This window comes from Ochrobactrum sp. 19YEA23, from assembly GCF_029909865.1.
Classification (GTDB): Bacteria; Pseudomonadota; Alphaproteobacteria; order Rhizobiales; family Rhizobiaceae; genus Brucella; species Brucella gambitense.
The window spans coordinates 192,968-217,636 of record NZ_JASAMQ010000003.1 but is presented as its reverse complement, the minus strand read 5'-3'; the positions used below and the strand labels follow the sequence as shown (position 1 = coordinate 217,636).

Genomic DNA, 24,669 nt, shown 5'->3' with positions numbered 1-24,669 from the left:
TAAATCATGACCAATCCCCACTACCGCGACACTAAACTGTTCATCGATGGCAAATGGGTTGAAGGCGAAGGCGGCACGCCCATCGCCGTGCTCAATCCGGTCAATAATGAAACCATCGGAACGGTTGGCGTTGCCTCGAAAGCCCAGCTTGAAGCCGCAGCGCTTGCCGCCGAACGTGGCTTCCACATCTGGCGCGACATGAGCGTCTTCGAACGCTCGAATATTCTGCGCAAGGCCGCCACGCTGCTGCGCGAGCGCGCCGAGGCAACGGCGCGTATTCTGACGCTCGAACAGGGCAAGCCGCTCGCCGAAGCGCTCGCAGAGATCAATGTCTCCGCAGATATTTTCGACTGGTTCGCCGAGGAAGCCCGGCGCGCATACGGTCGCATCATCCCGGCGCGCGACCGTTTCGTGCGCCAGACAGTTCTCAAGACTCCGATCGGTCCGGTGGCAGCTTTCACGCCGTGGAACTTCCCGGTTTCGCAGACGGCGCGCAAGCTGGGTGCGGCACTTGCCGCCGGTTGCTCGCTCGTCGTCAAGCCTTCGGAAGACACCCCCGCTTCCCCAACTGTTCTGGCCGAAGTGCTGCATGAGGCTGGTCTTCCGGCAGGCGTCGTCAACTTCGTCTATGGCGTACCAGCCGACATATCGAGCTATCTGATCGCGCATCCGGCCATTCGCAAAGTCTCGTTTACCGGCTCGGTGCCGGTCGGCAAGCACCTTGCCTCGCTGGCAGGCGCGCATATGAAGCCCGCTACGATGGAACTGGGCGGCCATGCGCCGGTTCTGGTCTTTGGCGATGCCGACATCACGGCAGCGGCCACCACGATGGGGCGCTCGAAATTCCGCAATGCCGGTCAGGTCTGCGTTTCGCCGACCCGTTTCCTGATTGAAGACAAGGCTGTCGATCAGTTTGTTGACGTGTTTCTTCAGGAAGTCGGGCGCGTCAAGGTTGGCTCCGGTCTCGAATCCGAAAGCACCATGGGGCCGCTGGTTTCTCAGCGTCGCGTGGAAGCCATTGAAGCACTTGTGGCCGATGCTCGGGACAAGGGCGCCAATGTTGCCGCCGGTGGCAAGCGCATCGGCAATTCCGGCAACTTCTACGAACCGACGGTTCTGACGAATATCACGCGCGATATGAATATCATGAATGATGAGCCGTTTGGCCCTGTCGCATTGATCATTCCATTCTCCGATGCGGAAGAAGCCTTTAATGAGGCCAATCGCCTGCCATTCGGCCTTGCATCCTATGCATTCACAAAATCAGCGGCGCGGATTGCCGAACTGGAACGCCGCGTCGAGGTTGGCATGCTGACCATCAACCACCTTGGTCTGGCTCTGCCGGAAGTGCCGTTTGGCGGGGTGAAGGACAGCGGTTACGGTTCCGAAGGCGGTAGCGAAGCCATCGAGCCTTATCTCACAACCAAATTCGTCACAGAGCGTCACCCGATCTGACGTTCTCTATCTGCAAAAAGAAAACCCGCATCATCGCTGATGCGGGTTTTTGTTTGTCCTTTGCAGGAGCTTTCAGATCAGCTGCGGCCGATCGAGGCTGCAACTTCATCCAGCGACTTCTTGGTTGCCGCGACAACATCATCCACCTGCGCAGGCGTGATGATCATCGGCGGACAAAACGCAATCGCATCGCCCATGTTGCGGGTGATAACGCCATTGCCAAACATCGCCGCATTGGCAAGACCGCCGAGCGCACCAACCTTCTCATGCGGCGCTTTGGTTGCCTTGTCGCCAACCAGTTCAAGCGCGGCAATCAGGCCAACGCCACGCACTTCGCCAACCAGCGGATGGTCGGCCAGCTCATGCAGGCGCTTTTGCATATAGGCGCCCGTTTCACGAGCATTGGTCACAAGATCACGCTCTTCGATGATCTTGAGGTTTTCGACCGCAACAGCAGCCGCAACCGGATGACCCGAACCTGTATAACCATGACCGAATACACCAAGGCGCGCGCTTTCATCCGCCACCGGCTGATAGACGCGGTCGTTGAACATAAAGGCCGAGATCGGCAGATAGGATGACGAAATCTGCTTCGACAGCGTCATGATATCCGGCTTCATATTGAAGGTCTGCGAGCCGAACATATTGCCGGTACGACCAAAACCGCAGATCACTTCGTCAGCGATCAGCAGAATATCGTATTTCTGCAGAACGGCCTGGATCTTTTCCCAATAACCTTCCGGCGGAACAACAACGCCGCCAGCCCCCATCACGGGTTCGCCGATGAAAGCCGCAACGGTTTCCGGTCCTTCGGCGAGGATCATGTCTTCCAGTTCCTTGGCAAGACGGGTGGTGAATTCTTCAACCGTCTCACCCGGCTGTGCATCACGATAATAATGCGGACAGGTCGTGTGCAGGAAACCCGGCAGCGGCAGATTGAACGAGTTGTGATTGACAGGCAGGCCAGTGGCGCTTGCCGATGCAATCGTCACGCCATGATAGCCGCGCTTGCGACCGATGATCTTGGTGCGCTGCGGCTGACCCATGGCATTGGCGCGGAACCACAGCATCTTGATGATGGTGTCGTTGGCTTCCGAGCCGGAATTGGTGAAATAGACCTTGCTCATTGGCACCGGCGCGATGCTGATCAGTTTTTCGGCCAGTTCGATGACGGGGGGATGCGAACGATGCGTAAAGGTGTGCGAGTAAGGCAGCTTCAGCATCTGCTTATGCGCTGCATCAGCCAGACGCTTTTCCGAAAAGCCGACGCCGACACTCCAAAGGCCTGCCATCGCCTCGATATAACGCTTGCCGTTATTGTCTTCGACGTAGATGCCATCGCCCTTTTCAATCACCACTGGGCCGATCTCTTCGTGACGGCGCGCATTGGTATTGGAATGGAAATGATAGGCGATATCGCGGGCTTCAACGGAGTTGGGCTGTCTGGTCATCTGAATTCCCCTTTTAAAACCGAGCCGAGCAGCTTTCAGTTTCCTCATCGTAGACGCCATCATTGATGGCATTTTTTACTCTGCAAGTACCGAGTTACAGAAAACCACTGGTCATTATGAGGAAGCTATAAACAAAACAATCACGGCGCAACGTATTTGATGCATCAAACTTCAAATGTGCTAGACAAGTGAACCAGGACCGTTTCCGGGGAGAGAAAGGCCATATGCGCGATATTGCTGAACTTCAGGCGGTCGAGCACGAGAATCTGGGTGACATCGTCTATCGCAAGCTCTCGGAAGCCTTGATGCGTGGCAGGTTCGCCCCTGGCACACGACTCACAATTCGAGAACTGGCGGCTTCGCTCGGAACATCGGTCACACCGGTTCGCGATGCCATCCTGCGGCTTATTCAGGACAATGCGCTCATCCAGAAAACACCGCGTGACGTGCGTGTGCCGATCCTGACGCCGGAACGCTATTGCGAGATACGCGACATTCGCGTGCGGTTGGAAGGGTTGGCAGTCAGCCGCGCCGCGACTGAAGCGACACCTGAAGATATTGCCCGGCTCTGGTCTATCATCAATGACAATGAAAGCGCGCTGAAAGAACAGCGCTGGCAGGACGCGCTGGAATGCAACCAGCTGTTCCATTCCGCATTTGCAGAAATCGCAAAAATGCCCGCGCTGGCGACTATACAGAACACGCTCTGGCTACAGATGGGACCGCTGATTGCGGGCGTTTACGAACAGGGCGGACGCCTGATGATCGAAGACCACTACGATGTGATGAAGGCGATTGAGGCGCGCGACGGGAAGACAGCAGAAGCTGCACTCGTCAAGGACATCATGGATGCCAGCGCGCTGATCCTGCAACGGATCGCAACGCTTCTTCAGGAATAGAGCATTTCCAGCAAAAGTGCGCAGCGGTTTTGCGTTGGATAATGCGTCAAAATAAACTGATAGAGCAGCTTCACGATTCTGCGTTAGCCGAAACTGCTCCAGTGGCGTTATTCGCCGGCGTCTTCCAGCTGAGGCCGCTTCTTTTTGCGGGATGACAGAACCGAATCGCTCTGCCTGACCACAAGGTCAGCGCCGACGAGCACCTTGACTGCGGGCTGCTTGTCAGCCGCATTGATCAGATCGTCCAGTATCGACACCGCGACATTACCGATCTTGCGCTTGGAAACGTCAACCGTGGTCAGCATAGGCTCCATGGTGGCGCTTTGCGGCAGATTGTCAAAGCCGATCACCGAAACATCTTCGGGAATGCGCACGCCGCTTTCCTTCAGCGCCCGGATGAAGCCATAGGCGATGATGTCATTGGTGCAGAAATAGCATTCCGCCAGATCGTGCCCGGCCTTCAGTAATTCCCGCGTATCGCGATACGCACCTTCATAGGTCGATTCGACCGACAGAATATCGTCAGGCTGAACCTTGAGGTTGAGTCGCTGCATATTCTTCACATAGGCTTCGCGGCGCAGACGGAAGTTCATCGTCTCGGTAGGACTGGCGACAAAGCCGATACGGGAAAAGCCGGACTGCTTGAAGTGCGACAAGACCTTGAAGACAGCATCTTCATTGTTCATGTCCACAAAGTTGGCCTCCACGACATCGTAGAACGTATCGATGAAGACAGTGGGCAGGCCCATGCCCTGAATCATATGGATATCGACCGCCGATAATTCGGTGCCGAGCGCAATAACGCCCCGAACCGGCGCGCCTGCAAGCGATTCCGCCACAGCACTGACCGGCTGCCCTTCAAAACTGGCGACTTCCAGCGTGTAGTTGCGGCGGGACGCTTCCGACGACATGCCGTCGATATAGTCTGAAACGAAGACACTGTGATCGCGATTGACCGTGCCGCCATGTTTGGAAATCTTCAGGAACCGGATGGTTTCACCCGGTCCGGTCGTGCCATTGCCGGTCTTGGCGACGCGTGGCACGTAGTTCAGCCTCGACACAGCCTCCAGAACACGCGCCCGGGTCTCGCCGGAAATCTCGCCCTTGCCATTGAGCACAAGCGAAACCGTGGCCGGTGAAACACCCGCGTTCTCGGCAATATCCCTGATCGTAAAAGATTTCTTCTTTTTCATACGCTCCGCACGGCTGCCGTCATCAGCACGTCATTCCCCTTCTTGGCCCGTTCAGGCCTCGCCCACCCGACTGGCCCGCTTCAGCAGTGCCAGAATGACAGGCTGGATTCCTCTTCTACTGCGTATCTTATTCGGAAATCTGCATCACGCCACTCAGAAAGCACGGCGATAAAACACTATTTGTTTAGTAAACATAACTGCCGTGTTTTTAAAACGATTAAGCTGAAAACCTGCGAAAATCAACCAAAATTTAAGCAGGCTCCGCTTGACAGCGCCAATATCAAGGCAATAGGTTTAGTGAAATATTTTTTTGTTTAGTAAACGCTGTAGGAGGAGACCATGCAGAGGACAAGCAACCCGCTTGCCATGCTTGTTGTCATTAATGTGGGATTGCTCGCGCTTGGCGCGTACATCTCCGGCGGGTCTTTTCTCTCCCTGTTCAACCTGCAGTCGATGGCTGGCCAGATTCCTGAAATCGGCCTTCTCGCCATTGGCGTGATGCTGGCCATGTGTGCCGGCAACGGCGGCATCGATCTGTCGGGCATCGCACTTGCCAATCTGGCGGGCGTGGTTGCGGCGGTTATCGCATCGTCCTTCGTGTCCGCCTCCGTGAACCCGCTCGCCTTTAGCGTAGCATTCATCGTGCTGGCGCTGCTCGTTGGCCTTGCAGGCGGTATTATCAACGGCATCCTGATCGCGCGTTTCAACATCACACCCATTCTCTGTACGCTCGGCACGCAGATGGCCTTCATGGGTCTTGCTGTTGTGGTTTCGGAAGGGCGCGCCGTGATGGTCGGCAGCCCCGACCTTCTGTCGCGCATCGGCAATGACATGTTTCTGGCCGTACCGATCAGCTTCCTGATTTTTCTGGCGGTCGCTCTTCTGATCGGCGCTGTGGTTCGGTTCACGCCTTTCGGCGCATGGCTGATGCTAATGGGCACCAATCCGAAGGCAGCTGTCTTCGCTGGTTTCCCGCGCGCCCGCGTTCTGATCGCAACCTATGCAACGAGCGGTCTTCTGGCTGGCATTGCAGGCGTGATCATCGCCGCACGCAACGTCAACGTGAAATATGATTACGGCAGCTCCTATCTGCTGGTGGCCATTCTCATCGCCGTCATGGCCGGTGTGAAGCCGGAAGGTGGTTATGGTCGAATCATCTGCGTGGTGCTGAGCGCCATCGCCTTGCAGCTCATGTCGAGCCTGCTGAATTTCGGTGGATTGTCCAACTTTGTCCGCGACTTTGCCTGGGGCCTGCTGCTGCTCGCATTCCTCGCTGTCGGACGGTACGACGTCGCCAGTTTCTTTACCTTGGGCAATAGCAACAAGGCACCAATTGGTGCTCAACCCTCAAGCACCAAACCGTAATACTGAGGGACTCTCACTGAGGAGGAAATCATGAAAGCCAAGACGAAGAAGCTGCTCGCTGGAACGCTCATTGCTGCCACTGCCCTTGCAGGCGGCGCAGGCACCCTGGCCGCGCAGGAAAAGCCGGTCATCGCAACCGTTGTCAAGATCAGCGGTATTCCGTGGTTCGACCGCATGAACACCGGCGTTGAAGCCTTCCAGAAGGCCAATCCGGATGTGGTTGCAACCCAGAGCGGCCCGGCGACGTCCGACGCGGCACAGCAGCTTCAGATCGTTCAGGATCTGGTCGCCAAGGGCGTCAACGCGCTTGCCGTCGTTCCAATGGACCCGGCTGTTCTCGAAGGCACGTTCAAGCGCGCTATCGAACGCGGCATCGTTGTGGTGACCCACGAAGCCGACAACCAGATCAACACCATGGCTGACGTCGAAGCCTTCGACAATGCCGACTATGGCAAAGCCCTGAACGAACGCCTGGCACAGTGCATGGGCAAGAGCGGCAAGTGGACGACCTTCGTCGGCTCGCTCGGCAGCCGTACGCATATGCAGTGGGTTGGCTCGGCTGAAGAAAACGCCAAGCAGTATCCGGACATGCAGCTTGTCGACCCGAACAACGAATCCTTCGACGATGCCAACGGCACCTACGAAAAGGCCAAGGAAATCCTGCGCAAGCATCCTGACCTGAAGGGTTTCCAGAGCTCGGCTGGCAACGACGTTCTCGGCATTGGCCGCGCGATCGATGAAGCCGGTCTGAGCGGCAAGGTCTGCCTCGTCGGCACCGGCCTTCCGAACCCATCGGCTGATCTTCTGGAATCCGGCGCGATCACGGCTATCGGCTTCTGGGATCCGCAGAAGGCTGGCATGGCGATGAATGCTGTTGCCAAGCTTCTTCTGGAAAAGAAGGAAGTCAAGGACGGTATCGACCTCGGCGTTGAAGGCTACAACAAGGTTTCCGTGAAGAAGGGTGCAGGCGAAGGCCTCCTCGTCATCGGCAACGGCATGGTTATTGCCGACAAGGATTCCTACAAGGAACACCTGTTCTAAGAAGCCTTAGAAGATCCGACTGCGGGTGGCGACAATTCCGTTCACCATCGCCTCCCAGCGTCAAGGCCTCGGGTGCTTTCCGCGAATGGAAAGCATCCGGGCAACTAACCCCGGTTGATTTTGCCGCCAACCAGCCGACAGCGGAACCGTTGCGCGCAAGCGCGATGATGCACTGTGGCAGAGGAATTAACGTGTCAACTACGATGAACAATAAGACGGAAAACGGCCGGACACCGGAGCGTTTTCTCGAATTGCGCAACATCCACAAGCGGTTTGGCGGCGTGCATGCTTTGCGCGGCATCGACCTCACGCTCAATCTCGGAGAGGCTTATCACCTTCTCGGCGAAAATGGATGCGGCAAGAGCACCGTCATCAAGATCATGTCCGGCGCGCATGGTCCGAGCGAGGGTGAAATTGTTCTCAATGGCAAGACCTATAAAGAACTCGATCCGATCCAGTCGCTGGCTGCGGGCATCGAGACCGTCTATCAGGATCTTTCTCTGATCCCCAACCTCACGGTTGCCGAAAATGTAGCGCTTAATCAGCAGCTCGTCGAAGGCAATGGCAAGCTGTTGCGCCGCTTCGACCGCACCAAGCTGCGCCAAACAGCGGAACGTGCGCTGAGCACTGTCGGCCTGCCGACGGATCGCGCCTTCCTGAACACCATCGTTTCCGAACTTCCGCTTGCCATGCGCCAGCTGGTCGCCATTTCCCGTGCGATCGCGACGAGCGCCAAGCTGGTCATCATGGATGAGCCGACCACGTCACTGACGCGCCGCGAAGTCGATAACCTCATCGAAGTCGTCAATCGTCTGCGTGCAGACAATGTTGCCGTCCTCTTCGTGACCCACAAGCTCGACGAATGCTACCGCATCGGTGGTAACGCCGTCGTGTTCCGCGATGGCCAGTGTGTGGCGCAGGGCCCGATTGAGAACTACACCAAGAAGCAGCTTTCCGAGCTGATGATCGGCCGTGAGATCGACGCCGAACGCTATCGCACCGGCACGCCGGGCGAGGCAGAGCTGCTGAAACTGGACGGGCTGTCGTCGCCGGATTTCAAGAATATCAATCTGACGCTCCGCAAAGGTGAAGTGCTCGGCATTACGGGTCTTGCCGATTCAGGCCGCAACGAGCTGGCGATGGCGATCACCGGCGTTGATCCGGCATCCAACGGTGCGATCACGCTCGAAGGCCGCAAGATCAACGTCAAAAGCCCTGCCGAAGCCATTGAACTGGGCATCGGTTACGTGCCGGAAGACCGTCTGGCTGAGGGGCTTTTCCTCGACAAGTCGATTTTCGAAAACGAAGTCGCGTTGATCCTCACGCGTCTCAGCAACAGCCTCGGCATCATCAATCAGAAAAAGGGCCGCGAAATCGCAGCCTCGCTGATGGAGCAGATGCGCCTCAATACCAAGAACCTGGATCTGCCGGTCGGCGCTCTTTCGGGCGGCAATCAGCAGCGCGTTCTCATCGGTCGCTGGCTCAGCATCGGCCCGAAGCTCCTCGTGCTGCACGGCCCGACTGTCGGCGTCGATGTCGGATCGAAGGATACGATCTATCGCGCCATCCAGACACTGGCCGAAGCCGGCATGGGCCTCATCATCGTCAGCGATGACCTGCCCGAACTGCTGCAAAACGCTGACCGCATTCTCGTCATGAATGCGGGAAGCATCGTCAAGGAATTTGACGCCGCCGAGGCGACGGAAGACCAGCTCTACCAAGCCATGATGTCGTCGCAAAAGGAGCTACCGCAATGAGCGTGTCGCAGTATCAGCCGGAACTGGGCCAGACCCGGTCCTTCAAGCTGGGTGACTTCATTCGCAGGCGCCCTGAATCCATCACCTTCTTCCTTCTGGTCGCGATCTGCGTGATCGTGTCGATTGTCAATCCTGCATTCCTGCAGGCTTCGACGCTGATCGATATCGGTCGCGCCAGCGTCGTGATGGGCCTTTTCGCGCTTGGCGTCTTCATCATTCTCGCTGCTGGCGGCATCGATGTATCGTTCACGGCCATTGCCGCCTGTACGGTCTATTCGCTGACCTTGCTGGTACAGGCCTATATGCCGACGCTTCCCATCGTCTTCGTCATACTGATGGCGATTGCCGGCGGTGTCTTTCTCGGCCTGATCAACGGCGTTCTCGTGCACAGTCTGAAAGTACCGTCGCTGATCGTCACCATCGGCACGCAATATCTGTTCCGTGGCTTCCTGCTGGCTTTTGTCGGCACGGTCTGGATCATGTCGCTGCCGCCAACGATGGGCGCTTTTGGCCGCCTGCCCCTGTTCCAGTTCGAATCCGCCAACGGCGCAACCATCACCATGCCGTTCTACTTCCTGATCCTGCCTGTGGCCGCGATCCTGACCTGGTGGATCTTGAACCGCACATTGATGGGCCGCGCCATTTTCGCCATGGGCGGCAACAGCCAGATTGCAAGCCGCCTTGGCTATAATCTGCGCACAATCCATCTGTTCCTGTTCGGATATGCCGGCGGTCTTGCCGGTCTCGCAGGCATCATCCATGTTTGCGCCAACCGTCAGTCGAGCCCATTCGACTTTGTCGGAACCGAAATCAGCGTCATTGCCGCTGTGGTTCTGGGTGGCGCACGTATTACCGGCGGCACGGGCAGCGTTTTCGGCACCATTCTGGGTGTTCTGCTCATCACCGTCATCAACAGCGTTCTGGTTCTGGTCGGTATTCCCAGCACGTGGCAGCGTCTCGTCGTCGGCTGCTTCATTCTTCTGGCCGCCGCCTTCTTCGTCACCCAGCAACGCAAGAAATAACCCGATAATCTCAAGAGGAAATCATGAAGAAGTTCCTGAACGATCCAGTCAATTTCGTTGATGAGATGCTGGAAGGCATCTATCGGGCCCATCCCGAACTGACCTTTGTCAACGACGACAGGCGCTGCATGGTCACTGCCAAGCCGAAGGCTGGCAAGGTCGGCATCGCAACCGGCGGCGGCTCGGGCCATCTGCCGACCTTCCTCGGCTATATCGGCGAGAACATGATCGACGGCGCAGCCGTTGGCGGTGTGTTCCAGTCGCCAAGTGCTGAACAGATGTATCAGGTCACCAAGGCCATCGATCAGGGCGCAGGCGTGCTCTACATCTATGGCAACTACACGGGCGACATCATCAATTTCGACATGGCTGCCGAACTGGCCGATCTCGACGGCATCACCGTCAAGCAGGTAGTCGGCAATGACGACGTTGCCTCGTCGGTTGTTGGTGAAGAGCACAAGCGCCGCGGCGTTGCAGGCATTTTCTTCATCTACAAGGCAGCCGGTGCAGCAGCAGCCAACGGCCTGTCTCTCGATGAAGTAACGCGTCTCGCCGACAAGGCTCGCCTGCGCACCCGCACGATGGGCGTTGCCCTGTCGAGCTGCGTTGTGCCGGAAATCGGCCACGCGACCTTCTCCATCGGCGACGATGAAATGGAAATCGGCATGGGTATCCATGGCGAACCGGGCATCAGCCGTACCAAGCTTGCTCCGGCTGACTCCGTTGTCGATCAGCTTCTGGGCCGCATCTTCGCCGAGCAGGATTATGCCAAGGGCGATGAAGTTGCCGTTCTCCTGAACGGTCTCGGCGGCACGCCGCTGGAAGAACTTTACATCATGTTCCGCCGCGTTGCGCAGCTCTTCGACGAGCGTGGCGTCAAGGTAAAGCACATCTGGATCGGCGAATTCGCCACCGCCATGGAAATGGCTGGCGCTTCGATCTCCGTGCTGCATCTCGACGACGAACTGGAGCCGCTTATCGCTGCTTCGGCGAACACGCCGTTCTTCAAGCACATTGCCGGTTGAGGTGACGCCATGAACTCCATCAAGGCTTCTGATCTCATCAATCTGTTCGACAGCTGGAAGCAGCTCTTCGCAGAACAGCGCGAATTCCTGATCTCGCTCGACGGCAAGGTTGGTGATAGCGATCTCGGTATCACTATGAGCAAGGCCTTCGCAGCCGCTGCTGAAGCAACCGCCGAAGAAGGCGAAGCTGCTGGCATTGCCAAGCTGCTGCGTCTGGCTGGCGCTACCATGGCCCGCGTCGCTCCGTCCACCATGGGCACACTGACGGCAACGGGTTTCCTGCGTGCAAGCAAGGCCTGTGAAGGCGTTGACGCGATTGGCACTGCCGAAATGGCCGCCTTCTGGCGCGCCTATCGCGACGGTGTTGCCGAACGGGGCAAGGCCAAGGTTGGCGACAAGACTCTGCTCGACGTCCTCGACCCGATTGCTGTCACGCTTGAAGCTCAGGCTGCTGCCGGAGCTTCCCTGCCCGACGCACTGGCCGCGACGGCAAAGGCTGCCGAAGACGCACTGGAAGCAACCAAATCTCTGGTTGCCCAGCATGGCAAGGCTGCTGCCTTCCAGGAAAAGACCATTGGTCTTCAGGACGCTGGCGCCACGGTCGGCACCTTCCTGATCGTCAGAATGTCGGAGTTCGTATCAGCTCATTCCTGATACATCTCCACACATGTCGAAGGCCGGAAGCCCGCCAGGTTCCGGCCTTCGATGCTTTTTAGAGATAGGCCAGCACTATAATTTTCGGCGCGCTGCAAAAAACAACCCGGACATTTCTGTCCGTTGTGGTGCGCGCATGGCCTTGCTGAAGATCGACGATGATGTCGTCATAGTTCAGTATCACGCGGTCCAGCGGATAGACGGCCTTATAGACCGCCTCCTTGGCGCAAAACAGAATACGATCTGTATCGGCTGTGCCCTCTGGTAACCGGTCGCCCGGCTGTTTCACCAACGCGGCAATATCCTCCGGCAGCGCAATAGCCGGTTCCACATCAATCCCGACTGAGAGAAAAACGGCGCTGCTTGCCACAGCAGCAACAGCCATATCGTCATCATGAGCGAGGGAGCCGACAATGCCCGACGGCCAGATTGGCTCGCCCGAAGCGCCGCGCAAAATCGCAAAGTCATCTTTGCCATATGTTTTAAGCAATTCCCGCGCGGCAATGCGTGCTGCGCCGCTGGCGCGACGACGAACCGGATTTCGTGCCGGAAGTGTCGCGTTCTCATCGGCCAGCAGCCGGTTATCGTCCCCGTCCCGAATGACCCGGCAAGCGGTTGAAATGCCCCTTGGCGCAACGGCGCGCATGGCTTCGTTCAGCGCATTTTCCAAAAGCGATATTTCGGAAAAGGCGGGCTTAGCTTCTGCCATATCGGTTGTCTCAACCGCGAAGATCGAGATGGGCGATCATCTCGCCGTCTTCGTCGAGACCGTCTTCAACAAAGCCCGCCTTGGCATAAAGTTGGCGCGCGCCTTCGTTTTCCGGCTCGTAACAGATAGAAACGCGGTGAATGTGACCCAGCGCCTTTATCTCGGCCAGAACCAGCTGCAATGCGGCCTTTCCGTAACCGCGCCCCTGAAAAGCGCGGTCAATCATGAAGCGATAGATCTGCGCATTGTCGCCATCGCTCGTCGCATCATACATGAGGAAACCGACCAGCTCGTCGCCTGCAAAAACAGCGCGTGGCCGGGCATCCTCATCTTCATCTGCCTCTTCCAGCGAGCTGGCATTATCCGCGACAAGGTTTTCCTGTCCCGGGGCCAGCTCCAGCGCTGCAATCCGTGACCGCAAGTCGTCCGTCACGGATTGAAGCCTAATCTCACTGGAGCTTGAGGCGGGATTGGTCAAGCGGAAGCCCCCACCGGACGAAGAGCGGCAGAACCCGCCGCCTGCTTGACATTGGCCAGCACCGTTCCGTCCTTCGTCACCGGGACGACGAAACGGTTGAGCTTGGCCGGATTGCCACGCCAGACTGAATAAGGCTCAAGCACCTCGCCCTTCATGACGAAGGAATCGACATCGACGATAGAGCCGTCACCCATCACAACACCATAATGGACAAATGCCGATGGGCCGAGCGTGCAACCATTGCCGATGCGGATGAAGTCGGACTTGAAAGCGCCCTCTTCCAGCGAGTGCGGCTGGATCACGCAACCTTCATTCAAGGTCGCATCATCACCAATTTCGACCAGCGAACGCTCTGTCAGATTGGCGCCACCGTCATAGACGCGGCGACCGACCTTCACACCGAGGCAGCGCAGGATCATCGGGCGGAATGGCGTTCCGGCGAAGAGCTGCGTAATCGGCGAATCCGACAATTTCCAATGGCGCTCATGCCGCCAGAAGGCTTCATCATAGATCGTTGTCATGCGTGGCTTCAGTTTTCCGAAGCCCAGCGAAAGCCGTTCAATGAAGATATAAAACGGTATCGCAATGCCTGCCGTCAGAACCACGGCCACGAACAGCGCATTGTACTTCCAGTCGTCATAATAGTTCAGCGCGCGGTCCCAGATCGCCAGCGTGGCAAACAGCATCAGCCACTGCTCCGCGAGGAACATCAGTCCGGTACGGAAATTGTGAAAGTTCTTGCGGCGCAAACGGCGCAGGCGGTCATCCTCGTCGATATTGGCAATCAGTTCCTTGTCACGATTGACCATGCGCGGGATTTCGAAGCAAGGCGAACCCAGAAGTCCGACATTCTCACGCATCGGTCCTTCGATCGGCACCATGACCTTGGTGCCGAGCAGACAGTTTTCCCCGGTCCGTCCATCGGACGGATAGAAGATATTATTGCCGAAATAGTTGCGCTCGCCGACCTTCGTGTGCTCCAGCCGGAATGTAGCTGCCGATTTGTGCGTGTTGATCATGAACAGACCATCCGACACCATGGTCTGGCTGCCGATTTCACACAAAAGCGGGTTTTCATGCTGCTGGTTGGTGCCGAAATTGGAGCCGGTCTGCACCACCTTGTTCAGGTTCCAGCCGATAGCCCGCATATAGTGCACCACCGCCGAGCTATCGCCGAACAGCAGGTTGAGAAGGCGCGAATTGCTGGCCAGTTCCACCATCGACTGAAGCCAGTAATGGAAACCATAGAGCGTATAGGTGCGGTTCGGCTTCAGGAACAGGCTGGCCAGACGCGGGACTGCAACCGCAGCAATAAAGGCGACGGCCAGCGCACCGAACAGCGTGACGGTCGTGCCGATGGCCACGATACCGATGGTTTCCTGATAGTCGTCGCTGACATTCTGCCAATAGCTGTGGAACAGGAACGGGAACGGCGTAACCAGCATGAACAGTCCGACAAGCTGCACGATCTCGAAGACGATGCGGCGGGTTTTGGACAGGGTAATGCTGCGCACCTTGCAATAATCTGCCGTGGTCGGCGCTGCAGGCGACCCATGCCAATGTTCACCATCGGGGATGCTTTGACCGCGCTGCAACGAGGACGCATGGCCAAGCTGCGATCCATTACCGATCCTGGTATCGATATCGATGGTAGAACCGACGCCCACAAAAGCGCCATCGCCAATGGTGATCGAGCCCGTATGGATATAGCCGCTTTCTGCCTTGAAACCGAGAATATTGGACTCGCGGCGCAGAATGGAATTCTCACCAATGGAAATCAGATCCGTGCAGACCGGAATAGCCCGGCATTCAATAGCCGTGTTGCGGCCAAGTTTTGCGCCGAGAAGCCGCAGATAGAGGCTATAGAGCGGATTGCCGCGGAACAGGACCACAGGCGCGGTGCGGATCAGCGTTTTTACCACCCAGAAGCGATAGTAACGCAGGCCCCAGATCGGGAAGCTTTCCGTCTTCCAGCGGCCAATCAACACCCATTTCGCAACAATGGCAAAACCGGTCGTCGCGAAGAAGCTTGCTGCCGCCAGCACAACGCATCGGAAATAGAGCTGAAGCGGGTTGTCGAGCGCATCGTAAACCCAGTCGAGACCACCATCGAAGAAAACCAGCGCGATATAGGCATAGACCCCGTAGAAGGCGAGCTGTGCAACGCCACAGGCCCAGTAAGCGAAATTGGATGCCTTATGGGTAAGTTGACGCTCGACTGTGGCTGCTGTTTTCTGCTGCGGTGCATGGAGATGCGTCGCCAGACTTGCGATGGTCGGATGCAGGTAGATATCCCGCATCGATGCTGTTTCCCAGCCCTGCGCGGTGCGCACGCGTGCGCAGAAACGTGCCATCAGCAAGGAATTGGCGCCCAGATCGTCGAAGAAATGATCCTCGACCGAAACTTCGTCCAGATTGAGCACATCCGCCAGCGCATCCGCCATGAAGCGTTGATCGTCATTGCTCGGCGGCACGATTTCCCGTTCCGCTGACAGACGAACATTGGTCGGTTTCGGCAGGCGCTTCAAATCGGCCTTGTTGGAGACCGTCATTGGAATGGCCGCCAGCTCTTCGAGATAGGCGGGAACCATGTAGGACGGCAGACGGCGCTTCAGTTCGCGCGCGATATCGGCGCGCTGCAGCGGCGGCACGCCGGATTTTGGCGCGTAATAGGCCACCAGTTCCACCCGGCCCGGCTCTATTTCCCAGGTGGTGACAGCGGCCTGTGCAACGCCCGGCTGATCGAGCAGAACGGCTTCGATCTCGCCAAGCTCGATGCGATAGCCGCGAATCTTCACCTGCGTGTCGATACGCCCGTGATATTCGATCTCGCCCGCAGCATTGATGCGCCCCAGATCGCCCGTGCGGTAGATACGCGCGGAGGGGTTGTTGGGCAGACCGATAAAATCGGGAATGAACTTCTGGTCGGTCAGATCCTGCCGGTTGAGATAACCGACAGCGAGGCCAATACCGGCGATGCCGATTTCGCCCAGTTCATCCGGGTCGGTCAGCTTTGATTCCGTCGGCTCGATGATCACAATTGAATAGGTTGGCAGCGGCGCACCGATTGTCACCGGCTTGTCGGGCGTCAAAACGCCCATGGTGGCCGTGACGGTCGCTTCCGTCGGGCCATAAGTATTGAGAAGCAGACGACTCGGCTTCGTCCAGCGTGTCACCAGATTGAGCGGACAAGCTTCGCCACCCACCATCAGCAGGCGCAGCTTTGGCACATCGGTTTCGATGGAGGACAGCAGCGTCGGGCTGCACGCCATGCAGTTGATGTCATTCTTCCGCAGGAAATCGGCAAGTTCTTCGCCAACCAGCGTCATCGGCCCCGGCGCGGGCACGACGGTCGCACCTGCTGTAAACGGCACCCAATATTCTTCCGCCGAGAAGTCGAAGGCAATGGTCATACCGTGATAAACACGGTCCCCCGGCTTGTAGCCGTAGGACGTCGCCGCGACACGCAGGAAGTTGCAGAAGCTCTGATGCAGGATCGCGACGCCTTTCGGCCTGCCGGTCGTTCCTGACGTATAGAGAATATAGCAAATTTGGTCAGGGTTTGCGGCTCTGGCGGCCTTGTCCAGCGGTGCGACCGATTGCCTGGAAATTTCAGCGCCCGATCCATCGATCAGCACATGCGGCACGGGCATCTGTTCAACGCGGGCCGTATAGGCCTCAAGCGAAATGACGAGCCGGACATTGGCATCCTCAATGATGAGGGCCATGCGATCTTCCGGAAAGGCGGTTGCCAGCGGCACATAGGCCGCGCCCGCCTTCATGACGGCGAGCAGCGCGATATACGTGTCGGCGGAACGGTCGAGCAGCAGGCCGATGCGGTCGCCCGGACGAACACCGCGTTCGATCAACAGCCGCGCAAACTGGTTGGCGCGATTGTCGAGTTCCCGATAGGTCCAGTTGCGCCCGTCTGAAACAACGGCAACCGAATCCGAAAACTTGTCTGCCAGTTGCTCAAAAAACAGGTCCAGCCGCTCGCCCGGCTTTCCCGGTTCGGCGAAATCAGCACCGGTCAGAATCTGGCCGTCTGCGATCAAATGCGCCGCAGGGCGCAGAGGCTCATTTGCCCGCGTATCATCGTTGGGCAGACCATTATCGCTTGTCGTCGCTGCGGCCTCGCCGTGTCCAGCGCCGCGATTTTCATAGTTCATTTTCAACACTCACTGACCAAAGGTCGAGCATCAACGGGCAATTATACGCGTTAGGCGGCACGCTTGCCTGCAATGAGGCATAATCTGTCGTCGAACCGTTCACTGCGGGTGAAGAAGACCGCTATTGGCGCAGGCCACTACTCAAACTGGTGAAAATAAGAAAGTGAATTATTTTTATTTTAGCTATTCATCCATCAGTGTTGCAAAACTAGCATACAACGCTGGCCAGATCATCCGCTTTTAGTTCCTATCCACCGCTCTTGCAATCCTTTGCTGGCCACGGTTAACTGCCTAAATGGCGTTTACATTAAGGCAGTTACAGTATTTCGTTGCAGTCGCGGAGCAAGGGTCCGTTACCCGTGCGGCGCAAAAGCTGTCTATTTCGCAATCCTCGGTCACAGAAGCGATCAAGGAGCTGGAAACTGACCTGAATGTCGAGCTTTTCGAGCGCCATCCCCGTGGCCTGACAGTCACGCATAACGGCCACCAGTTTCTGCGCCACGCTACGAAGATTCTGACCGGCGTTTCGGACGCCCGCCGCTCCTTTGCCGACCAGCGCATCCAGGAAAAGGGCAAGCTCAATCTGGGCGTGACATCGCTGGTCGCCGGTTACGTCCTGTCGGAATTGCTCGCCCGCTATCGTCGTGCCTTTCCCGGCGTCGAAATCAGCGCCATCGAAGACAACGGCTCCTATCTGGAACATTTGCTGGTTGGCGGCGAGCTGGACGTGGCCGTGATGGTCATTTCCAACCTGCGCGACCGCATGGCGCTGCACGCGGAAATTCTCGAAACCTCGCCCTATCGGCTGTGGCTGCCCCTCGGTCATGAACTCGTCTCAATCGACAGCATTTCAGTGAGCGATATCGCGAAAGAACCACTCATCATGCTAACCGTGGATGAAATCGAGGAAAACACCGGCAAACTTCTGGCCGCTCTCGGTGCGCGCCCGCATGTGGCTTTCCGCACGCGTTCAGTGGAAGCCGTGCGAAGTCTCGTCGCCACGGGTGCGGGAATAGCCCTCCTCCCCGATCTTGTCTATCGCCCATGGTCGCTGGAAGGCGACCGGATCGAAAGCCGCGATGTTTCAGGATCTCTGCCCGTCGTTCAGATCGGCATGGCCTGGCGCAAGGGGTCCAGCCTGCCCCAATCCGCGCGGGACTTTATCGGCATTGCGGAAGCGGCTCGTTCTGGAAGATTAAGGTAGAACGCGATATCGGAAAAACCGATACCAGCTTTCCGATAAATGAATTTGCGAAAGGCAGGGTTTCAGCACACCATCCGCTCCGGGAACAAAATCACTGAATGTGAATAAAACGGGAGTGGTCGATGAGAAAATTTCTGCAATCCTGTACCGCTTTGATGGCCGTCGCGAGCTTTGCCACGCAGGCCATTGCCGCCGAACCGCTGAAAGCGATTGGCGAAGGTGAAGGCGCGCTGAGCATCGTGGCCTGGGCGGGCTATATCGAACGCGGTGAAACCGACAAAAATTACGACTGGGTCACGGATTTCGAGAAAGAAACCGGCTGCAAGGTCAGCGTGAAGACCGCCGCCACCTCCGACGAAATGGTGGCGTTGATGAATGAAGGCGGCTTCGACCTCGTCACCGCGTCTGGCGATGCCTCGCTTCGTCTCGTGGCTGGCAAGCGCGTGCAGCCCATCAATACCGACCTCATTCCAAGCTGGAAAACTGTGGACGAGCGGCTGCAGAATGCGCCGTGGTTCACCGTGAAGGACGTACATTACGGCGTGCCCTATCTCTGGGGCCCGAACGTGCTGATGTACAATACCGACGTCTTCAAGGGCGAAGCGCCGAAGAGTTGGAACGTTGTGTTCGAAGAACAGACCTTGCCGGACGGCAAGTCCAACAAGGGCCGTGTACAGGCCTATGACGGGCCGATTTATATCGCCGATGCAGCGCTTTATCTCATGAAGCACAAGCCCGAACTTGGCATCAAGAACCCGTATGAACTCAACGAAGACCAGTACAAGGCGGCGCTCGATCTCCTGCGCGGGCAGCGCAAGCTCGTCAGCCGTTACTGGCACGACGCCATGATCCAGATCGATGACTTCAAGAATGAAGGCGTCGTGGCTTCCGGTTCCTGGCCGTTCCAGGTCAATCTTCTTAAGTCGGAAAATGCCAAGGTTGGCTCGACCTTCCCCGAGGAAGGTGCGACTGGCTGGGCGGACACCACCATGCTGCACGTGGATAGCGAGCACCCCAACTGCGCCTATAAGTGGTTCGAACATTCGCTAAAGCCGAAAGTGCAAGGCGACGCCGCAGCATGGTTTGGCGCAGTGCCGTCCGTTCCGGCAGCCTGTAAGGGCAATGCGCTCATGACCGACGAAGGCTGCGCGACCAACGGCTACGACAATTTTGCGAAGATCAGCTTCTGGCGCACACCGACTGCCAAATGCGAAAGCCAGGGCGAATGCGTGCCCTACCATCGCTGGGTGTCGGATTATATCGGCGTCATTGGCGGTCGCTGACATCGACTATCGTAAGCACGAAGATTGCCCTTCCTTCAGCTGAAGGAAGGGAACGGACAGACGCGCCCGCACGCCAAACAGATGCTGGCGCTCTCCATGATGGGTAGAACCATGACAGCAGCAGTTCGTTTTGAAAATGTGAGCCGGCACTTCGGCGAAGTCCGGGCCGTCGATCACGTTAACCTGACCATCGCGTCCGGCGAGTTCTTTGCCATGCTCGGCCCTTCCGGTTCCGGCAAGACGACCTGCCTGCGGTTGATCGCGGGTTTCGAACAGCCGACCGACGGCAGAATAGAGATCTTTGGCGAAAGCGCTGGCGGCGTGCCGCCCTATCGGCGCAACGTCAACACGGTGTTTCAGGATTACGCGCTGTTTCCTCATCTCAGCATTCTGGACAATGTGGCCTATGGGCTGATGGTGCGCGGCGCTGGCAAGGCCGAGCGCCACCGTTCCGCCGAGGAGATGCTGGAACTGGTCAAGCTGCCCGGCTATGGCGGCCGCAAGCCCAGTCAGCTTTCAGGTGGGCAGCGGCAGCGCGTTGCACTGGCGCGCGCCCTCGTCAACAAACCGAAAGTGCTGCTGCTTGATGAGCCGCTCGGCGCGCTCGACCTCAAATTGCGCGAGCAGATGCAGGAAGAGCTGAAGAGCCTGCAAAAGGCGCTGGGCATCACCTTCGTTTTCGTGACGCACGATCAGGGCGAAGCGCTTTCCATGGCTGACCGCATCGCGGTCTTCAACAATGGCCGCATCGTTCAGGCCGGAACACCGCAGGAAATCTATAATCGCCCGCAAACCCGCTTCGTTGCGGATTTCGTCGGCTCATCCAATGTCGTCGCGCCAGAAATCATGGCCGCATTTGGCGGCGAGCGCCGCTGGGCCAGCCTTCGACCGGAATCCATTCGCCTCGCAGACAAAAGCGAGAAAGTCGGCGTTGCAGCGCGGATCGAAACCGCCAGTTTCCTTGGCTCCGCCACGCGTCTCGGTGTGGAAGCTGAAGGTGCCAGACTGCATGTCATGCTGCCTGCTGGCGCAAGTGTTCCCGAGAACGGTTCCGATATCCGTATCGTCTGGAATCCGGGTGACGTTCATTACATGGATCAGGCAGCATGAGCGGCGCGCAGGCTTCCACACTCGGAAACTCCGGAGCAAATCCCGGGGCAAATCCGGCCTCCATCATGCCGCAGCGCGGCGGGATACTCGGTCGCCTCTCCGACCTGTTCTGGCGTCGTCCGGGATTGCTTCTGTTTCTCATGCTCACGCCGCCGCTTTTGTGGCTTGGCATCATCTATATCGGCTCGCTGATCGCGCTGCTCTTGCAGAGCTTCTTCTCGGTCGATGATTTCTCCGGGCTGATCGACTATAATTTCACGCTCGCAACCTATGCGCAGCTCTTAAACTCCGCCAATCTCGACATCATCATCCGCACCGTATCAATGGCCGCGCTGGTGACAATTGCCTCTGCTTTCGTCGCCTTCCCCATCGCCTATTACGCCGCCCGCTATGCACGCGGCCGCTGGAAGGCGTTGTTCTATCTCGGCATAATGCTGCCACTCTGGTCGAGCTATCTGGTTAAGGTCTATGCATGGAAGCTGATCCTCGCAAAGGAAGGCATCCTGACCTGGATCTTCGCGAAACTGCATCTGTCCTGGTTGCTCGACGGCGTTCTGTCCCTGCCAGTCGTCGGCGGCAACTCCCTGTCAGTCAGCTATCTCGGGACCTTCATCGTCTTCGTCTATATCTGGCTGCCCTATATGATCCTGCCGACACAGGCCGCGCTGGAGCGTGTGCCGGGCAATCTGGTGGAAGCCTCGTCCGACCTCGGCGCAACGCCTGCACAAACTTTCCGAACCGTGCTGATGCCGCTCGCCATGCCGGGCATCATCGCCGGATCGATCTTCACCTTTTCGCTGACGCTCGGCGATTACATCATTCCGCAGATCATCGGCTCGTCGCGCCTATTCATCGGGCAGGCTGTCTATACCCAGCAGGGGACGGCAGGCAATGTGCCGCTCGCCGCCGCCTTCTCCGTCGTGCCGATCGTCATCATGGCCATCTATCTCTGGATCGCCAAGAAACAGGGGGCTTTCGATGCGCTCTGATCGCAACAACCGTGCTTCTTTCGGATTGAAGCTTGCTGCCGGGCTGGGCCTCGCCTTCCTGCATCTGCCGATCCTGCTCATCTTCGTCTATGCCTTCACCACGGAAGAAAAGAGCTATCAATGGCCGCCGCCGGGCTTCACACTGCAATGGTTTGCAGTGACATGGAACCGGGCCGATGTGTGGTCGTCGCTTGCGCTCTCCGTGCAGGTGGCCACGATTGCCACCATGATCGCGCTGGTGCTCGGGACACTTTGTGCTGCTGCCGTCAGTCGAACTCACTTCTTCGGACGTGAAAGCATTTCACTACTGGTCATCCTACCCATCGCGCTGCCCGGCGTTGTCACCGGCATCGCCCTGCGCTCGGCTTTCTCACTGTTCGACATTCCGTTTTCGATGTGGACCATCGTGCTCGGTCACGCGACCTTCTGCGTGGTGGTCGTCTACAACAATGCTGTGGCCCGCTTCCGGCGCACGTCGGGTTCGCTGATCGAAGCCTCGATGGACCTTGGCGCAAACGGATTTCAGACCTTCCGCTATGTGATCCTGCCCAATATCGGGACCGCATTGCTTGCAGGCGGGATGCTCGCTTTCGCACTGTCTTTTGACGAGGTGATAGTCACCACATTTACCGGCGGCCAGCAGATGACCCTGCCGATCTGGATGCTTCAGGAACTGATCCGGCCACGCCAGCGCCCCGTCACCAATGTGGTGGCCATGGTTGTGGTGCTGGTGACCTTCCTGCCCATCCTCGCCGCCTACTATCTCACCCGCGATGGCGATCAGGTCGCCGGTCACGGGAAATGAAAAAAGGGAGAACGACATGAACACCGAAATGCTGATTGGCTCACGCTTTGAAGCTGGCACAGAGGTCGAGGAAAACGTCCTCAATCCCAAGACCGGCGAGACCGTTCTCAAGCTGCCGGAAGCCTCGCTCGGCCAGATCGACGCCGCCGTGGCCGCTGCCGACAAGGCGTTCAAGACCTGGTCGCGCACCACACCCGGCGAGCGCTCCAACTATCTTCTGAAGATTGCGGATGCGATCGAGCGAGATGCGGAAGCCTTCGCCACACTGGAAGCGCTCAATTGCGGCAAGCCGATCAATGCTGTCATCAATGATGAAATTCCAGCCATCGTCGATTGCTATCGCTTCTTTGCTGGCGCAGTGCGCAATCTTCACGGGCCGATTGCCGCCGAATATCTTCCGAACCACACATCGATGATCCGCCGCGATCCGGTCGGCATTATCGGCTCCATCGCTCCGTGGAACTATCCACTGATGATGATGGCATGGAAACTCGCGCCCGCTATTGCGGGTGGCAATACAGTGGTTTTCAAACCGTCCGAACAGACGCCGCTGACTGCGCTGAAAATGGCAAAACTGCTGGCGGATATTCTACCGGAGGGCGTTGTCAATATTGTGCTGGGACGCGGCGAAACCGTGGGCAACGCGCTGATCAATCATCCGCGTATCGACATGGTGTCGATCACGGGCGATGTCGCGACCGGCAAGAAGGTCTTGCAGGCGGCAGCCAAGAGCGTGAAGCGCACTCATCTGGAACTTGGCGGCAAAGCGCCTGTCCTCGTCTTCGACGATGCGGACATTGAAGCCGTCGTCAACGGTATTCGTACTTTCGGCTATTACAATGCCGGACAGGACTGCACCGCTGCCTGCCGCATCTATGCCGATGCACGCATCTACGACCGTTTCGTCGCCGACTTGTCCTCCGCCGTTTCCAGCATCCGCTACAATCTGGAAGACGACAGCCAAAACGAGATCGGACCGCTCATCTCCCGCCGTCAGCGGGATCGCGTTGAGAGCTTCGTCGCCCGCGCCCGCGAGCACAAGCATATCGAGATAACCACGGGCGGAAAGACAGCCGGGGCCAACGGCTTCTTTTTTGAGCCAACGGTTATTGCCGGTGCGACACAGGATGATGAAATCGTGCGCCGCGAAGTCTTCGGTCCGGTTGTATCGGTCACGCGATTCAGCGATGTCGATGAAGCCGTGCAATGGGCTAACGACAGCGATTACGGTCTCGCCTCATCGGTCTGGACGAAGGATGTCAGCAAGGGCATGCAGGCCGCAGCCCGCCTGCAATATGGCTGCACCTGGATCAACACCCATTTCATGCTGACCAATGAAATGCCGCATGGCGGATTGAAACAATCCGGCTATGGCAAGGACATGTCGATCTATGCGCTGGAGGACTATACCGCCGTGCGTCATATCATGATTGCGCATTGAGCGATCACAGAGCCTATAACCGATTTGGGATGGCGGCAGCTTTGCCGCCATTTTCATTTATTCTCAAGAGCTTATCTTGTTGTGTATTGCCGGCCCTATTAATCTTATTACTAACTAAATTAGCTTGAGCATCAGGCCCACTTCGCTTATTCGAATCTCAAATTCAATCTCAGGGCGAGCGGATTTTGAGAATTGACACGTATTAACTGCATCCCTCCGTCGGAGCTGACCGGGCCGCATCTCGTTGCAGAGTACCGGGAGTTGCCGCGTGTTTTCGCCCTTGTGAAAGCAGCAATCCTACGTGGCGAAACCACCGAAGATCGGAGAAACCCGCGCGCCTACACACTTGGAACGGGTCACGTCCGGTTTTTCTATACCCGCCTCGGTTTTCTGGCGAAGCGTCAGGCCTCTCTTGTGGCCGAAATGCAGGCTAGAGGCTACACACCCCAATTCACGGCAACCCATGAATTGCTGATCGACATTCCGCCGGAATGGTGTTGCGATTGGGAGCCTTCCAACGAAGCGATGGCCATCAACAGAGCCCGTATCGCCGAACGTTTGCGGAAATAGGCGCATTGCAATGACCATGAATTAAACAACCATACATAGAAGCAACCTG

The 24,669-nt window shown here is 57.5% G+C and carries 20 protein-coding genes; 15 read left to right on the top strand and 5 right to left on the bottom strand.

Annotated features, from left to right (window positions below):
* The first annotated feature begins 6 nt into the window (after positions 1-6).
* The gene (locus tag QBD01_RS09995) at positions 7-1,455 is read left to right on the top strand and encodes an NAD-dependent succinate-semialdehyde dehydrogenase (protein ID WP_280992656.1); all 1,449 of its coding nucleotides are present in this window, start codon (positions 7-9) and stop codon (positions 1,453-1,455) included.
* Positions 1,456-1,532: 77 nt separating this feature from the next.
* Here QBD01_RS09995 and QBD01_RS09990 read toward each other — a convergent pair whose 3' ends face one another.
* A complete protein-coding gene (locus QBD01_RS09990) occupies positions 1,533-2,906 on the bottom strand; it encodes an aspartate aminotransferase family protein (protein WP_280992655.1) in 1,374 nt (457 codons plus the stop codon).
* A gap of 224 nt (positions 2,907-3,130) precedes the next feature.
* Between QBD01_RS09990 and QBD01_RS09985 the strand changes: the two genes are divergently transcribed.
* Entirely contained in the window at positions 3,131-3,805 is a 675-nt protein-coding gene (locus QBD01_RS09985; RefSeq protein WP_280992654.1) for a GntR family transcriptional regulator, read from the top strand.
* Positions 3,806-3,912: 107 nt separating this feature from the next.
* Here the strand turns inward: QBD01_RS09985 and QBD01_RS09980 are convergent, their stop codons facing one another.
* Positions 3,913-4,998 carry a LacI family DNA-binding transcriptional regulator gene (locus QBD01_RS09980; RefSeq protein ID WP_280992653.1) on the bottom strand — a complete coding sequence of 362 codons (1,086 nt, stop codon included), beginning with the start codon at positions 4,996-4,998 and terminating at the stop codon, positions 3,913-3,915.
* Positions 4,999-5,337: 339 nt separating this feature from the next.
* Here QBD01_RS09980 and QBD01_RS09975 point away from each other — a divergent pair, with 339 nt between their 5' ends.
* The 6 genes from QBD01_RS09975 (at position 5,338) to QBD01_RS09950 (ending at position 11,862) form a co-directional block, all read left to right on the top strand.
* Positions 5,338-6,363, top strand: a complete 1,026-nt coding sequence (locus QBD01_RS09975; RefSeq protein WP_280992652.1) for an ABC transporter permease — start codon at positions 5,338-5,340, stop codon at positions 6,361-6,363.
* A 30-nt stretch (positions 6,364-6,393) separates the two neighbouring features.
* Positions 6,394-7,404, top strand: coding sequence for a substrate-binding domain-containing protein (locus tag QBD01_RS09970; protein ID WP_280992651.1), 1,011 nt, complete (start codon positions 6,394-6,396; stop codon positions 7,402-7,404).
* Between the two features lie 203 nt (positions 7,405-7,607).
* Positions 7,608-9,161: a sugar ABC transporter ATP-binding protein gene (locus QBD01_RS09965; protein WP_280992650.1), complete on the top strand. Its 1,554-nt coding sequence runs from the start codon at positions 7,608-7,610 to the stop codon at positions 9,159-9,161.
* The gene (locus QBD01_RS09960; RefSeq protein ID WP_280992649.1) at positions 9,158-10,183 is read left to right on the top strand and encodes an ABC transporter permease; all 1,026 of its coding nucleotides are present in this window, start codon (positions 9,158-9,160) and stop codon (positions 10,181-10,183) included. Before QBD01_RS09965 ends, QBD01_RS09960 begins: the two co-directional genes overlap by 4 nt.
* A 23-nt stretch (positions 10,184-10,206) precedes the next feature.
* Positions 10,207-11,208 (top strand): dihydroxyacetone kinase subunit DhaK, encoded by a 1,002-nt coding sequence (locus QBD01_RS09955; protein WP_280992648.1) that lies wholly within the window; start codon positions 10,207-10,209, stop codon positions 11,206-11,208.
* A 9-nt stretch (positions 11,209-11,217) separates the two neighbouring features.
* The gene (locus tag QBD01_RS09950) at positions 11,218-11,862 is read left to right on the top strand and encodes a dihydroxyacetone kinase family protein (RefSeq protein WP_078339168.1); all 645 of its coding nucleotides are present in this window, start codon (positions 11,218-11,220) and stop codon (positions 11,860-11,862) included.
* 58 nt (positions 11,863-11,920) lie between these two features.
* On the opposite strand, the gene QBD01_RS09945 is transcribed toward QBD01_RS09950, so the two are convergent.
* Genes QBD01_RS09945 through QBD01_RS09935 form a run of 3 tightly spaced genes read right to left on the bottom strand, consistent with a single transcriptional unit; the run spans position 11,921 to position 17,218 of the window.
* Positions 11,921-12,571: a 4'-phosphopantetheinyl transferase superfamily protein gene (locus tag QBD01_RS09945; protein WP_280992647.1), complete on the bottom strand. Its 651-nt coding sequence runs from the start codon at positions 12,569-12,571 to the stop codon at positions 11,921-11,923.
* A gap of 10 nt (positions 12,572-12,581) precedes the next feature.
* Entirely contained in the window at positions 12,582-13,004 is a 423-nt protein-coding gene (locus QBD01_RS09940; protein WP_280992646.1) for a GNAT family N-acetyltransferase, read from the bottom strand.
* A gap of 41 nt (positions 13,005-13,045) precedes the next feature.
* Positions 13,046-17,218: a Pls/PosA family non-ribosomal peptide synthetase gene (locus tag QBD01_RS09935; protein ID WP_280992645.1), complete on the bottom strand. Its 4,173-nt coding sequence runs from the start codon at positions 17,216-17,218 to the stop codon at positions 13,046-13,048.
* Between the two features lie 295 nt (positions 17,219-17,513).
* On the opposite strand from QBD01_RS09935, the gene QBD01_RS09930 reads away from it, so the two are divergent.
* The 7 genes from QBD01_RS09930 (at position 17,514) to QBD01_RS09900 (ending at position 24,620) form a co-directional block, all read left to right on the top strand.
* Positions 17,514-18,422: a LysR family transcriptional regulator gene (locus tag QBD01_RS09930; protein WP_182519686.1), complete on the top strand. Its 909-nt coding sequence runs from the start codon at positions 17,514-17,516 to the stop codon at positions 18,420-18,422.
* 122 nt (positions 18,423-18,544) lie between these two features.
* Positions 18,545-19,705: an ABC transporter substrate-binding protein gene (locus tag QBD01_RS09925; protein WP_280992644.1), complete on the top strand. Its 1,161-nt coding sequence runs from the start codon at positions 18,545-18,547 to the stop codon at positions 19,703-19,705.
* Positions 19,706-19,816: 111 nt separating this feature from the next.
* A complete protein-coding gene (locus tag QBD01_RS09920; protein ID WP_280992643.1) occupies positions 19,817-20,815 on the top strand; it encodes an ABC transporter ATP-binding protein in 999 nt (332 codons plus the stop codon).
* A 65-nt stretch (positions 20,816-20,880) separates the two neighbouring features.
* Complete coding sequence (locus QBD01_RS09915) at positions 20,881-21,804, top strand: ABC transporter permease (protein ID WP_280992869.1); 924 nt, start codon at positions 20,881-20,883, stop codon at positions 21,802-21,804.
* Positions 21,794-22,609, top strand: coding sequence for an ABC transporter permease (locus QBD01_RS09910; RefSeq protein WP_078339175.1), 816 nt, complete (start codon positions 21,794-21,796; stop codon positions 22,607-22,609). Before QBD01_RS09915 ends, QBD01_RS09910 begins: the two co-directional genes overlap by 11 nt.
* Before the next feature lie 16 nt (positions 22,610-22,625).
* Complete coding sequence (locus QBD01_RS09905) at positions 22,626-24,050, top strand: gamma-aminobutyraldehyde dehydrogenase (RefSeq protein ID WP_280992642.1); 1,425 nt, start codon at positions 22,626-22,628, stop codon at positions 24,048-24,050.
* Positions 24,051-24,242: 192 nt separating this feature from the next.
* A complete protein-coding gene (locus QBD01_RS09900) occupies positions 24,243-24,620 on the top strand; it encodes a pyrimidine dimer DNA glycosylase/endonuclease V (protein ID WP_280992641.1) in 378 nt (125 codons plus the stop codon).
* Positions 24,621-24,669: the final 49 nt, after the last annotated feature.

Coding starts and splice junctions, on each gene's coding strand:
- QBD01_RS09915 (WP_280992869.1), top strand. CDS start 20,881: ATGCCGCAGCGCGGCGGGATACTCGGTCGCCTCTCCGACCTGTTCTGG.
- QBD01_RS09925 (WP_280992644.1), top strand. CDS start 18,545: ATGAGAAAATTTCTGCAATCCTGTACCGCTTTGATGGCCGTCGCGAGC.
- QBD01_RS09995 (WP_280992656.1), top strand. CDS start 7: ATGACCAATCCCCACTACCGCGACACTAAACTGTTCATCGATGGCAAA.
- QBD01_RS09945 (WP_280992647.1), bottom strand. CDS start 12,571: ATGGCAGAAGCTAAGCCCGCCTTTTCCGAAATATCGCTTTTGGAAAAT.
- QBD01_RS09990 (WP_280992655.1), bottom strand. CDS start 2,906: ATGACCAGACAGCCCAACTCCGTTGAAGCCCGCGATATCGCCTATCAT.
- QBD01_RS09930 (WP_182519686.1), top strand. CDS start 17,514: ATGGCGTTTACATTAAGGCAGTTACAGTATTTCGTTGCAGTCGCGGAG.
- QBD01_RS09970 (WP_280992651.1), top strand. CDS start 6,394: ATGAAAGCCAAGACGAAGAAGCTGCTCGCTGGAACGCTCATTGCTGCC.
- QBD01_RS09960 (WP_280992649.1), top strand. CDS start 9,158: ATGAGCGTGTCGCAGTATCAGCCGGAACTGGGCCAGACCCGGTCCTTC.
- QBD01_RS09975 (WP_280992652.1), top strand. CDS start 5,338: ATGCAGAGGACAAGCAACCCGCTTGCCATGCTTGTTGTCATTAATGTG.
- QBD01_RS09910 (WP_078339175.1), top strand. CDS start 21,794: ATGCGCTCTGATCGCAACAACCGTGCTTCTTTCGGATTGAAGCTTGCT.
- QBD01_RS09965 (WP_280992650.1), top strand. CDS start 7,608: ATGAACAATAAGACGGAAAACGGCCGGACACCGGAGCGTTTTCTCGAA.
- QBD01_RS09980 (WP_280992653.1), bottom strand. CDS start 4,998: ATGAAAAAGAAGAAATCTTTTACGATCAGGGATATTGCCGAGAACGCG.
- QBD01_RS09920 (WP_280992643.1), top strand. CDS start 19,817: ATGACAGCAGCAGTTCGTTTTGAAAATGTGAGCCGGCACTTCGGCGAA.
- QBD01_RS09950 (WP_078339168.1), top strand. CDS start 11,218: ATGAACTCCATCAAGGCTTCTGATCTCATCAATCTGTTCGACAGCTGG.
- QBD01_RS09935 (WP_280992645.1), bottom strand. CDS start 17,218: ATGAACTATGAAAATCGCGGCGCTGGACACGGCGAGGCCGCAGCGACG.
- QBD01_RS09905 (WP_280992642.1), top strand. CDS start 22,626: ATGAACACCGAAATGCTGATTGGCTCACGCTTTGAAGCTGGCACAGAG.
- QBD01_RS09955 (WP_280992648.1), top strand. CDS start 10,207: ATGAAGAAGTTCCTGAACGATCCAGTCAATTTCGTTGATGAGATGCTG.
- QBD01_RS09985 (WP_280992654.1), top strand. CDS start 3,131: ATGCGCGATATTGCTGAACTTCAGGCGGTCGAGCACGAGAATCTGGGT.